11 protein-coding genes are annotated in these 13,055 nt (G+C 41.1%); 10 read left to right on the forward strand and 1 reads right to left on the reverse strand.

The genetic code is table 11. From position 1 onward, the window contains the following. The first annotated feature begins 162 nt into the window (after positions 1-162). From N4J56_RS00575 to N4J56_RS00620, 10 genes are all read left to right on the forward strand, one after another. The gene (locus tag N4J56_RS00575; RefSeq protein WP_317104671.1) at positions 163-1,743 is read left to right on the forward strand and encodes a HAMP domain-containing sensor histidine kinase; all 1,581 of its coding nucleotides are present in this window, start codon (positions 163-165) and stop codon (positions 1,741-1,743) included. A 414-nt stretch (positions 1,744-2,157) separates the two neighbouring features. Beyond that, the gene (locus N4J56_RS00580) at positions 2,158-2,541 is read left to right on the forward strand and encodes a response regulator transcription factor (protein WP_317104672.1); all 384 of its coding nucleotides are present in this window, start codon (positions 2,158-2,160) and stop codon (positions 2,539-2,541) included. A gap of 368 nt (positions 2,542-2,909) precedes the next feature. Continuing rightward, a complete protein-coding gene (locus tag N4J56_RS00585) occupies positions 2,910-3,239 on the forward strand; it encodes a hypothetical protein (protein ID WP_317104673.1) in 330 nt (109 codons plus the stop codon). 8 nt (positions 3,240-3,247) lie between these two features. Next, positions 3,248-4,168: a glycosyltransferase family protein gene (locus N4J56_RS00590; RefSeq protein ID WP_317104674.1), complete on the forward strand. Its 921-nt coding sequence runs from the start codon at positions 3,248-3,250 to the stop codon at positions 4,166-4,168. A 36-nt stretch (positions 4,169-4,204) separates the two neighbouring features. Continuing rightward, complete coding sequence (locus tag N4J56_RS00595; protein WP_317104675.1) at positions 4,205-5,401, forward strand: glycosyltransferase family protein; 1,197 nt, start codon at positions 4,205-4,207, stop codon at positions 5,399-5,401. 77 nt (positions 5,402-5,478) lie between these two features. Beyond that, positions 5,479-7,332 carry an ABC transporter ATP-binding protein gene (locus N4J56_RS00600; RefSeq protein WP_317104676.1) on the forward strand — a complete coding sequence of 618 codons (1,854 nt, stop codon included), beginning with the start codon at positions 5,479-5,481 and terminating at the stop codon, positions 7,330-7,332. Further along, positions 7,316-8,599, forward strand: coding sequence for a histidine phosphatase family protein (locus N4J56_RS00605; protein ID WP_317104677.1), 1,284 nt, complete (start codon positions 7,316-7,318; stop codon positions 8,597-8,599). Before N4J56_RS00600 ends, N4J56_RS00605 begins: the two co-directional genes overlap by 17 nt. 60 nt (positions 8,600-8,659) lie before the next feature. Continuing rightward, complete coding sequence (locus N4J56_RS00610) at positions 8,660-9,952, forward strand: glycosyltransferase (protein ID WP_410500394.1); 1,293 nt, start codon at positions 8,660-8,662, stop codon at positions 9,950-9,952. 37 nt (positions 9,953-9,989) lie between these two features. Beyond that, positions 9,990-11,282, forward strand: a complete 1,293-nt coding sequence (locus N4J56_RS00615; protein WP_317104679.1) for a glycosyltransferase — start codon at positions 9,990-9,992, stop codon at positions 11,280-11,282. A gap of 19 nt (positions 11,283-11,301) precedes the next feature. Further along, the gene (locus N4J56_RS00620; RefSeq protein ID WP_317104680.1) at positions 11,302-12,339 is read left to right on the forward strand and encodes a glycosyltransferase family 2 protein; all 1,038 of its coding nucleotides are present in this window, start codon (positions 11,302-11,304) and stop codon (positions 12,337-12,339) included. Between the two features lie 55 nt (positions 12,340-12,394). Here the strand turns inward: N4J56_RS00620 and N4J56_RS00625 are convergent, their stop codons facing one another. Then, positions 12,395-13,051, reverse strand: coding sequence for a DUF938 domain-containing protein (locus tag N4J56_RS00625; RefSeq protein ID WP_317104681.1), 657 nt, complete (start codon positions 13,049-13,051; stop codon positions 12,395-12,397). Positions 13,052-13,055 lie beyond the last annotated feature (4 nt).

Below are 13,055 nucleotides of genomic sequence, written 5' to 3' on the forward strand. Positions count from 1 at the left end.
TTCCTTCTTGTTGATAAATTTGTCAAGCCCCTTATGGAGGTATCTTCGAGCTTCTTAGGTAGTACCCTGACAAAAAAGTCCTGCTAAGCAGTTATTATGTAAACCAATATCAGATATTAAAAACTATTAAGTTTTTTTTAGAGCTATCATAAATTTCGATCGATGCCAGAAAAACGGAGCGAGAGTAGAGCCTCTCCCAAGGTTAAATCAAATTTCTCGCCTGCCAGAGGATTCTTTTGGGCAGCACGTACCCGTATTCTCTTGTGGTATCTGCTGACAATCGGCTTCATCTTTGTAGTTTCCATCCCTGCATTTCGTCAGGTGCTTTACGAGCGCGTCAACCAGCGTGTCAATCGGGAGCTGACGGAGAAGATGGAAATATTCACTCAATTAATTGATGCAGAAACCGAAGCAGGCGATCGCGAAGACAAAGAAGTGAAGGCTGCTGTCAATTTGCTCAAACAAGCAGACATACGCTTGACGAAACCTCCAGTGACAGAGGATGAGTTAGAAGAATTTTTCGATGCTTTTCTCGGTCGTCAATTGTCGGAAGATGATACCTTTTTGATCGCGATCGTGGATGGAGAATTTCGTAAATCTAGTCCGAGAGCTAGACCCAAAGTACTTGCTGCTGATTCTGAGTTGATTCAATACTGGGGAAAACTGACTCAATCAGAACAAGGTGAGAAGGACTTTCCTACAGAACCAAATATTGATAGCGTTCTTTACACAGCTAAACCTGTTTGGATTGACGGCAAAATTGCAGGTGTATTTGTGGTTGCTCATACTACCGCTGGCGAACGAGCTGAAGTTGTAGAAGCCGTATTAGCAATCGTTCAAGTCAGTGCTGTAGTATTACTTCTGGTTTTGCTAATAGCTTGGGTTGCTTCTCGGGGGGTTTTGGCTCCTCTGCGCTTCCTACTCCAAACAACTCATCAGATTAGCGAATCCGATCTCAATCAACGCATTTCTGTGGAAGGAAAGGGCGAACTGGCGGAGCTAGCAACTACCTTTAATGAAATGATGGATAGATTGCAAGCCGCTTTTACTAGCCAGCAAGAGTTTATCAACGATGCGGGACACGAACTGCGAACGCCAATCGCGATCGTGCGCGGACATTTAGAATTGATGGGCGACAACCCCGAAGAAATACGGGAAACTCTAGCGCTAGTGTTAGATGAGTTAGATCGCATGAGCCGATTTGTCAATGACATGATTTTACTAGCAAAAGCGGAACGCCCGGACTTTTTACACTGGGAAACTGTCGAGTTACAATCTTTTACAGAGGAATTATTTGCTAAAGCACAAGCACTAGCCCAGCGTAACTGGCAATTCGATAGTACAGCTCAAGGTCAGACGATCGCCGATCGTCAGCGTTTAACTCAGGCAGTGATGAACTTGATCCAAAATGCTATCCAACACACAAAAGAGAATGACATAATTGGTATTGGCTCGGCAATTAGTAAAAGTAGAATTAGTTTTTGGGTACGCGATACGGGAGAAGGGATCGCACTCGTAGATCAACAAAGGATTTTTGAACGCTTTGCTCGTGCTGCTAACAGTCGCCGCCGCTCTGAAGGCGCTGGGTTGGGATTATCGATCGTCCAAGCAATTGTAGAAGCTCACGGCGGACGAGTCTTACTCAAAAGTGATATTGGTGCTGGTGCTAGATTTACGATCGTCATACCTCTGAAGCGATCGCCAGAGAAAAAAGTCATGCCAAACGAGCTGGTTGACGATTAAATCAAAGTAGAAAGGCGAGTGACAAGTTCAGAGATGAAAAGTTTCTCATTTCAATTTCATCACAATCTCATCTTTAACTGTCAAAGTAATTGGCAAGAGACTAATTGCTGAAATGATTGAGAGTTCGCTGGGTTGTTCTATTACTTTTTCTAGAAGATAGGATTAAGCAAACAGAAGACAGATCAATAAAATATTTATAAATAGAAGATTTATCTTTTATGACGTTTATTTTTAGTCTGTTATTATCCGTATAAATATTTCTATCATCATCTAACAATGAGGAGTTTTAAGTTGTGGCAGTAGGGCGATCGCTAGCTAAGATTTGCAAGGATTTCCATGCGAGATTAGCGAAATCGTTCTCTTCAGCATTTACTTTATTCATTGACCACCTTGAAATAGGTACACCACAAGGTTATGAGCCAAATTTTGATTGTGGAAGACGAAGCTCGTCTAGCTGCTTTTGTTGAGAAAGGACTTGGCAAAAGTGGTTTCGATACTCTAGTAGCAACTGATGGAGAACAGGCGATTGAATTGGCTCAAACTAGTCAACCCGATCTATTGTTACTCGACCTTGGTTTACCAATTAAAGATGGTTGGCAGGTCATGCAAGAACTACGTAGCAAGGGAGAAGTGCTACCAATTGTCATTATGACTGCTCGTGACGATAATCAATGTAAGGCAGTTGCTTTGCGAGCTGGTGCAAATGATTACATTACTAAGCCTTTCCTCTTCAAAGACTTATTAGGATGTATACAGGCACAGTTGGAAATCGCTTGCAAACAAACGATGCTCAAATAACATTTTTAGCATTTGTAGGGGCGCACATCTGTGCGCCTTGAAAGATCTATAGGACTTATATTTAATTTTTGAAACATACGTAGGATGCGTTACGCCAAAGGCTAACGTACTGTACTGAGATGTTTTTTTAATGGCTTTGTAGAGATGAGTTGCCTCTCGATAATTATGTATGCAAACGAATGAGGTGGAGTGAAAGAGAGACTTATGGCGAAAATGAGAGATTTCTCATGAGAAATCTCTCATTAAACATTCATTGTCAATTCATCACTGACTGCAAAGATATATGTAGATGGAAGACAGATCATTAGTGACGAACTGCGATCGCCAGTCAATTTTTCACAACCAACCACACAAAAAGGATATCAGTCATGCGACTGCTGGTTTATTCCCACGACGCATTTGGACTTGGCAATATTCGCAGAATGTTAGTAATTTGCGAACACCTATTAAGCGAGATTCCTGACCTTTCAATTTTATTACTTTCTGGTTCGCCCATGCTTCAGGGCTTTCGATTGCCAAAAGGACTTGATTATATTAAGTTACCCTGCTTAAATCGCGATGAAACTGGTGAAATTGGTGTGAAATATTTAGGGATGGGTGTGGAAGAGACGGTTAAGCTGCGGTCGGAATTAATCTTGTCAGCAACGATTATTTTTCAACCAGATCTCTTTTTGGTAGATAAGAAACCTACGGACTAAAAAATGAGTTGCGGGGTACTCTTAATTACTTACAGACAGCACTACCACAAACAAAATTAGTACTGTTATTAAGAGATATTCTTGACTGTCCAGAAAAAACAATCGCCGAGTGGCAAAAAAATGATTTTTATATAGCGATTGACAAGTTTTACCATCAAATACAAATAGTTGGAACGCCAGAAGTTTTTGACACGGTACGAGAATACAGATTTCCACCTACCATTGCTGAAAAAGTACGCTACTGTGGCTATCTGCACCGTCAACCGGGACAAAAGAGTCGAACTCGCATTCGACAAGAATTACAAGTTTCGCAGCGAGAACGCTTAATTCTAGTAACCCCTGGAGGTGGAGAGGATGGCTATGAGTTGGTAGATAATTATTTGTCAGCATTAGCACTATTACCAGCCAAGTATCGCATTAAAAGTTTGATAATTTGCGGTCCTGAAATGCCTAAAAAGCAAAAGCAACTCGTCGAACGAGCAGCAGAAAACAACTCTCAAGTTCGAGTTGGAGAATTTACAGATGATTTAATGAGCTATATAAATGCCGCAGATATTGTAGTGTCTATGGCTGGATATAATACTGTTTGTGAGATTTTATCAGCAGGAAAACCATCTGTCATTATTCCGCGTCATAAGCCGTCTCAAGAACAATCAATTAGAGCCGAGAGAATGGCAAGCTTAGGATTAATTAAGACACTCATACCTGGTAAGGAAGATTTTAGTCCCACAACTCTAATGAATCTACTGTTAAGTCAGCTAGAAGATCAACAAAAGCTAAAGCTTAACTTAGATATGAATGGTTTGTTTCGAGTTCAAAATTATTTACTGCAACTCATGGCTCAAAAAGTTTGCGAACATCAACTGAACCGGATTTATCAAAAATATACTTCTTTACCCGCTTTAGCGATCGATCGCTCAGCAGTTTAGATAGGTTTGATTTTAGGAGTTATAAGTGAGCTAGTCATGAAAAAAATTATGTTTTACTGTCAATATCTGAGTGGTATGGGACATTTAGTTCGTAGCTCAGAAATTGTGCAAAGCTTAGCGAATTATTTTCAAGTTTACTTTATTATTGGTGGTCCTCAAATTCAAGGTTTTGAGCTACCAACACAAGTAGAAGTTATTCGATTACCTGCACTATGGCTAGAAGAGGGGGAATTTGCAGCAGGGAGTAGTCCATTTACCGTTGAGGAAGTGAAAGAAGCTAGGAAAAAGATCTTAATTGCAGAATGCGATCGCATCAAACCTGACTGTTTAATTACAGAATTTTTTCCTTTTGGTAGACACAAGCTACTCTTCGAGCTAATTCCTTTAGTCGAATATATAAAAGCGACAAGTCCTAAAACTAAAATTGTTTCTAGCTTGCGTGACGTTATCGGAAAAGAAAGCGCTCCTGAAGAAGATAAAACAATTTGCGATCTCATGAATCGATATTTCGATTTGCTCCTGTTTCATGCCGATTCTCGCTTTCAAACTTTTTCGGATAGTTTTGCTAGACATAAAGAAATTAAAGCTGAAATTGTCCATACAGGATTTGTAACACAACTACCAAAAATCACCTTTACACCTTTTGATGAATTGTGGAATGAAGCTGGTTTAGATACCGTCAAAATTGTAGCAAGTATAGGTGGTGGCAGAATCGGTCACGAAGTACTAGAAACACTGATTAGATCGAGTGCGATATTGAGTCAAAGTCTACCTCACGTTATCAAGATATTTACTGGCTCGTTTATGCCAGCAGAAAAGGTGACACACCTCAGAAAATTGGCTAGCGATCGCGACAATATTCAAATTGAAACTTATACCCCGCAACTGCTTGAATACATGCAGACGGCAGATATTTCTGTCAGCCTCGGTGGTTATAACACCACAATGAATATTTTAAGTACGGGTGTTCGTGCCATTGTAGTTCCCATCGGACACGAGCAGGTGGATAAAGAACAGCTACACAGAACGCGAAAATTAGAAAAATTAGGGTTGATCGACAGCATTCAACCTCAAGACTTATCCCCCCTAAGTTTGTCTAACAAAATTATCTGTTGCTTAAAGAATAAACGATTTCATAATTCGCAATTATTCGATCTTAAAGGAGCTGAAAATACAGCTAATTTCCTAAAAGGTTTTCTCAACCCTCAAATTGCAACCTTGAGTTTTGTTTGATTATTTTTGGCTGATTTAACCTACCGATAGCTTTCTTCGCACGCACCATGTACCCTTACTTCAAGGAGAACTACTAAATGGGTCAGCGCCCCAAAGAAAAAGATTTAAGAGGAGTAATACCAGGTCTTGTACGGATTTTGAGAAAGTTTTCTCCCTATATCCGTAAGCAAAGATTCACAATTGTTGGGGCTTTTTTTGCTTTATTAATAGAAACAGGTCTACGATTACTAGAACCTTGGCCCCTAAAGTATGTTTTTGATAATATTCTAATTCCCGCTTATAACAACTCTACTAATATTCCTAATAGTTTTGGACTCAATCCAGTCATGCTGCTGACTTTATCAGCCCTAGCAATAGTTGGTATTACTGGACTGGGTAGTATGGCAGCATATTTGAGTACCTATGGTATGTCTTTGGCTGTTGTAGAGATATTGTCTGAGGTACGCGGTCAAGTTTTCGATCGCTTGCAGCGTCTCTCTCTTTCCTTTCATCAACAACATAAAAGCGGCGACTTAATTACTCGCGTCACGGCTGATATTGAAAAAATGCGGTTGGTGACGATCAAAACTGCTCTACCTTTATTGACCAACATTATTTCTTTATTAGGAATGTTGGCAATCATGTATTGGCTGAACTGGGAATTAGCATTAGTCGCAACAGCAATATTTCCACTCCTAACCCTGCTCACGAGTAAAACAATCGGTCGCATTCGTAGTTTTGCCAAACAACATCGCGATTCTGAAGGTGTTTTAGCAGCGACAACGGGTGAAACTATTGGGGCGATTAAAATCGTACAAGTTCTTTCTTTGCAGGAGATGCTACATAGCATTTTCGCAGCGCAAAACCAGAAAAGTTTAGATGAGGCGATCGAATCTTTAAAACTCTCAGCAGCATTAGAAAGAACGGTGCAAGTCCTGATGGCAGTAATTATCGCCGCTGTCTTGTGGCGTGGTTCCCATGTAGTTCTGCACAAGGGACTTACTCCTGGCGAATTATTAGTATTTATGACTTATTTAAAAAATGCTTTTGAACCAATGCGAAAACTTTCCACTCAAGTCGGGCAGATTGCTAAAGCGACGGCTTCTGGTGAAAGGGTGGTGGAGTTATTGGACTACGAACCCAACGTGCGTGACTTACCAGGGGCAAAAAAAGCACATCCTTTCTTTGGGGCAATCCGGTTTGAAAATGTTTCTTTTGGCTACAGTACAGCTAAGGAAATATTAGAAAATATTAGCTTTGCCGTTCAGTCGGGGCAACAAGTAGCGGTGGTGGGTCCTTCTGGAAGTGGAAAATCAACTCTTCTGAGCCTAATTCTCCGCCTGTATGACCCTGATTCCGGTCGGATTTTAATTGACAGTCAAGATTTACGCGAATACACCCTAGATTCGCTGCGGCAGCAAATTAGCGTAGTTTTGCAAGATAGCGTTTTGTTTGCAGTTAGCGTACAAGAAAATATTGCTTACGGGAAACTAGGATCTTCTCGCAAAGAAGTAGAACAAGCCGCCCGTCTTGCTAATGCTCATGAATTCATTATGCAACTGCCCCAAGGCTACGATACAGTTTTGGGCGAACGGGGTGGAACGCTATCGGGCGGACAGCGACAAAGAATTGCGATCGCCCGTGCGGCGATCCGTCAAGCACCGATTGTCATTCTGGACGAACCAACTACAGGTTTGGACAGTGCTAGCGAACAAATCGTCAACGCAGCCTTAGAAAAACTCACTGAGGGGCGGACGACATTTACAATCTCCCACAATCTCAGGGCAGTGCAACACGCAGATATCATCCTCTACGTTGAGGGAGGCAGCATTTTGGAACAGGGGACGCATAGCGAACTCATGCGTCTGGGCGGACATTATGCCACCTTGTATCAGATCCAAAGCATTATTGATAGCGAGCAAACAGGAGATACTTATGCGATGGAAGCATGAGGAAGATCGAGCAACCCGCGTTATCTTAGTACGCCACGGGCAGAGTACTTACAATGCCCTCGGTCTCTATCAAGGTAGCAGCGATGAGTCAGTATTAACTGAAGTAGGGCGCACAGACGCGCGTTTAACTGGCGATTTTCTCAAAGGAGTGGTATTTGATGCTATCTACTCCAGTTCATTGAAACGAGCGCAAGAAACCGCCCAAGAAATTTTGAGAGTCATATCCTCCCTTGCCCAATTAAGGCTAACGAACAAGTTACGCGAAACCAATCTTCCCGCATGGCAAGGGTTGTCATTTCAATACGTGCGCGAAAACTTCGCCAAGGAATATCGCCTTTGGAAACAACACCCCCATTTGTTCGAGATGGAGTTACATGCTGTCGGTGAGATAGTAAGGAGACAAGGAGGACAAGGGAGACAAGGAAGCAGTGTAGCCTCAGCGTTGATTGTCAACCAACAACCAACAACTAACAGCCAACAACTTGACAAATTCTTTCCCGCCCTAGATTTATATCAAAGGGTGCGAGAGTTTTGGCAAGAAATATTACCGCGCCATAGGGGACAAACCGTTTTACTAGTGACTCATGGCGGAACCAACCGCGCTTTGATAAGTACAGCTTTAGGAATTACACCCGATCGCTATCATTGCATTCAGCAGTCTAACTGCGGCATCAGCGTTCTAAATTTTCCTGACGGTTCTCTGGAGTCAGGGCAATTGGAAGCAATGAATTTAAATACTCATGTAGGAGAACACTTACCCAAGCCTCAAGAAGGGGGTAAAGGTTTACGGCTGTTGCTCGTACCTTCTGGGACAAATGCAGCACAAACTCAAAACATAGCTAGGTTTCTCAAACAAGTGCGAATTGACTTTAGCCTCAATAGCATACTTGACTCTTACCACATTACGGTGCAACAAATTCTGCAATACCATCCAGAAACAGTACAGTTTGAGGTATTGCGAGAAGATATTCCCGAAGCTTGGCAAGCAGTCATTGGTAGAAGAAGTAGAGCTAATTCCCAGCAGTTGACGACTGGTCTAGTTATGACAAGCGAAGAAACAATCGCTCGTTTAATCGGTCATGTTTTTAATATGAATTCGGATGTTTCGGAACGAATATTAGTCAAAAAAGGAACGATAAGTTGTCTGCAATATCCAGGCGATCGCCATCCACCAATTTTACAAGCAATGAATATTTTAACTACTCAGAATGACTTGATTCATAAATCAGACGTAGGGTGGGAGATGCCCGCCAAAATAAATTTTTAATCGAGGAATACTCAATTCACAAATAACTAATGATTAATGACAATGACTAATAACAAAACTATGAAGATTGCATTTATTGTCTGGCGGTTTCCAGTTTTATCAGAAGCCTTTATTCTGAATCAAATTACTGGCTTGCTCGAGCGCGGTCACGATGTCCGCATTCATCCAGTTAATGGATTACCTAAAAACTACACGGGTAAGATACATCCTGTAGTTGAAGAATACCAGTTAATGAAGCGTACTTATTTTCCGCCAACATTACCAGAAAAGTTTTTTCCTCGTTTGATTAAAGGATTAGGTTTATTTCTGAAGAATCTGAATCGAGGTTCTTGGAAAACGTTACAATTTTTTCAGCCTGGTAAATACGATACAGAAGTCACAACGTTAAAATCTTTTTATAGGACTGTCGCACTACTTCAAGATGGGTCGTATGACATTATTCATTGTCAATTCGGTACGCTAGCACCAATTGCTCTTGCTTATCGCGACGCTAATATTATTCAAGGTAAGTTAATTACTACATTTCGCGGTATTGATATTAGTAAGTACGTTCAAGAAAATGGTATTACTGTCTACGATAAACTTTTTAGAGAAGGTGAATTTTTCTTAGCCAATTGCGAATATTTTCGCGATCGCGCGATAAGTTTAGGCTGCAACCCAACAAGAATTATCGTTCATGGTTCGGGATTAGATTGTAGTAAGTTTACTTTTAAGCCGCGTCATTTTCCCACTGACGGAAAAATCAAAATTATCACAACAGGACGCTTAGTAGAAAAGAAAGGAATAGAATATGGTATTCGTGCTATTGCTAAGTTAGTCAAAACCTACTCGAATCTTGAATACAATATTATTGGTGACGGTGACTTAAAAGCCTACTTCGAGCAACTAATTATCGAATTAAATGTCAGTCATGTCGTTAAATTACTAGGTTGGAAACAGCAAAAAGAAATTATCGAAATTCTCAATGAGTGCCATATTTTTATGGCTCCTAGCGTCACGGCATCTGACGGCAATCAGGATGCACCAGTCAATACATTAAAAGAAGCAATGGCAATGGGTTTGCCTGTTATTAGTACTAGGCATGGTGGCATTCCCGAACTAGTTCAAAATGGCATATCTGGATTCTTGGTTCCAGAGCGCGATGCTGATGCGATCGCCACAAAACTTGAATTTCTGATCGAGCATCCTGAAGTTTGGCAAAGTATGGGAAAAGCTGGTCGAGAGCGAGTAGAAGCAAAGTACGATATGAACAAATTGAACGATGAATTAGTGGCAATCTACGAGCAAATGTTAGATGAAAAATTAAATCGAAAAACTGCGATACAGAGTTTTCAAAAACCAATGCGTGTTTAAAGGCAAGATTTTTACTGAAATACAACTTTTACTAAATATGAAAATCGCATTTTTTGTTGCTCGGTTTCCTGTTCTATCAGAACCATTTATTCTAAATCAAATTGTTGGCGCGATCAAGCGCGGTCACGAAGTTGATATTTATTCCTTAGATGGCGCTCCCAAAGATTTATCTAAAGTGCATCCTTTAGTCGAACAATATCAACTATTAAAAAGAACTTTTTACGCACCTAACCGACCGGATAACGAGCTATGGCGTTGGCTAAAAGGGTTTGGTTTACTAGCACTTAATTTTTATAAAAACCCTTTAGTATGCTGGCAATTACTGAATACATCTCGATACTTTAGTCAAGCAAAATCGCTGAAGCTACTTTATCGAGCGATACCATTTCTTAATAAGAAATCCTACGATATTATTCACTGTCAATTTAGCACTTTGGGAGTGTTTGGCGTGTGGTTTCGTCAACTCGGATTAATTGAAGGAAAATTAATTTCTACGTTTCGAGGTGCGGATATTAGTAAATTCTTACCCAAGTGGGGCGATCGCGTTTATCAAGAAGTCTTTCAAGAAACAGATTTTTTCTTGGCTAACTGTGAGTTTTTTAAAAATAAAGCAGTTGCTTTAGGATGCGATTCAAACAAAATTCACGTCCACGGTTCGGGAATTGATTGTAGTAAGTTTGCTTACCAACCTCGATTTTTTCCTGCTGATGGCAAAGTGAAAATTGCGACGACTGGACGTTTGGTAGAAAAGAAAGGAATTGAGTATGCGATCGCCGCAGTTGCCAAAGTCGCTCAAACTCAGCCAAATATCGAATACTACATCATTGGTGATGGAGAGCTAAAAGCAGATTTAGAGCAATTAATTACTGGATTGAATGTAGATAATATTGTCAAAATATTAGGCTGGAAACAACAAAAAGAAATTGTAGAAATTCTCGATACTTGTCATATTTTTCTGGCTCCTAGCGTCACTGGAGCTGATGGTAATCAAGATGCCCCAGTCAATACATTAAAAGAAGCAATGGCAATGGGTTTACCTGTTATTAGTACGTTCCATGGTGGCATTCCAGAATTAGTAGAAGATGGCGTATCTGGTTTTTTAGTTCCAGAGCGAGATGTTGAGGCGATCGCGCAAAAATTAAACTACCTAATCGAACATCCAGAACTTTGGCAGCAAATGGGTTTATCTGGTCGAGCGCAGGTAGAAACAAAATATGATATGGGCAAGTTAAACGATGAATTAGTTGAAATTTATCAACAAGTATTAGATTCAAAGTTACCCCAAAAAACTGTAATGAGACGTAGTTTAGCAGTTACGGCAAATCGTTAGAATGGAGGAAGAGATCGTAATGAAACCTATAGTGACAATTGTTGTTGTACCTCACGAGCGTTTTAGCTGTACTCAAGTATCTTTAGAAAGCATTTACGCACACACAAATTTTCCCTTCAAGTTAATTTATGTTGATGGCAATTCTCCTGCAAAAGTACAACAATATTTAGAAACTCAAGCCCAAGAAAAGTGTTTTGAAATTATTCGCACAAATTACTATCTTTCTCCCAATCATGCACGTAACATTGGTTTGAGTCGTGTCGATACTAAATATTTGGTTTTTGTTGATAACGATGTCATAGTTTCTCCAGGCTGGTTAACAGCTTTAGTTAATTGCGCTGAGGAAACAGAAGCAACTGTAGTTGGTCCTTTAATGTGTGAAAAGCAACCGATTCACAAAAGGGTTCACTTTGCGGGTGGAGAAAGTCGTGTTGTCACTGATGTGAAAGGTAGACGACATCTACGCGAAAAAATGTACAAACAAGGTCATAACGCGGTGGAGTTGCGTCCTCAATTGAAGCGGACTCAAACTGAATTGGCAGAATTTCATTGCACTTTAGTCCGTAGAGAAATCTTCGATCGCATTGGCTATCTTGACGAAGCTATGCTCAACACCAAGGAACACCTTGACTTTTGCATGACTGTGGCACAAGTGGGAGGTACGGTCTATTTTGAGCCAGATAGTTTAGTCACCTACGTACCAGGTCCACCTCTAGAATGGACGGATTTGCATTTTTATATGTTGCGTTGGAGTGACGCTTGGACTTTAGGCAGCTTACAACGCTTACGCGAGAAGTGGAATTTATCGGAAGACGGTTATTTCCAAACCAAGTATAAAAAATTGGGAGTCAGACGCATTGCCACAATTATTAAACCTTTCGTGCGTCAGGTAAGTTTTGGATTTGAGAATAAGCCGTTGAAAAGAACCATGAAAAAACTCGACCGAAAATTCAACCGCTATCTGAGCGATCGCTATGCCAAAATGCTGCCACAACGCAAACTAGAACTACCACCAATTCAGAAAGTAACTGTAACACCAGAGTTGGCTAAAGCGTGAATAAAATTGGTAATTGGTAGTTGCTCGCTCTTCCCCGACTCCCGACTCCCTTTCTTCACGCCTGAAAAATTACCGAAAGATTATTAGCTGGCATGGCATAAGTCTTAACTAGAGAAAGATTTTCGCTGCGTGCAACTGCGACAACATCATCCAAATCGCGCACGCCCCATGCTGGATTTTGTGCCTGTAAACTTTCATCAAAAGCAGCATTGCTGGGTGCAGTATGCTGACCCGCCTGCTTGAAGGGTCCATACAAGTACAAAATACCCCCTGATGGCAAAATTCGCCTTGCTCCTGCCATTAATCCCAGACAAGCCGACCAAGGGGCAATGTGAATCATGTTAATGTTGGCGATCGCCACAATCGGATCACGTTGAAAATCTATATCATGTAAAGATTCTGGCAGTTCGTCCCTTTCTACCACCCAAACCGGATCGCTAGCATCTAACGCCAGCGGCGGATATAAATTATCTGTCGGACAAGATTCTCGCCATGCTGCAATGCTCTCTCGTGCTAAGGGATTTGGATCGGACGGAATCCAATTCCGCGGGTGAAGGTGAGGGGCAAAATAAACTGCATGTTCTCCCGTACCGCTGGAAACCTCTAACACCGTACCTGTAGAAGGCAAAACTTGCAGCAGCACCTCTAGAATCGGCTTGCGGTTGCGTTGGGTAGCAGGGGCGTACTGTCGTCGGCTACTTGAATCGTTCATGCAG

The organism is Chroococcidiopsis sp. SAG 2025 (genome assembly GCF_032860985.1).
In the GTDB taxonomy this organism is placed as follows: Bacteria; Cyanobacteriota; Cyanobacteriia; order Cyanobacteriales; family Chroococcidiopsidaceae; genus Chroococcidiopsis.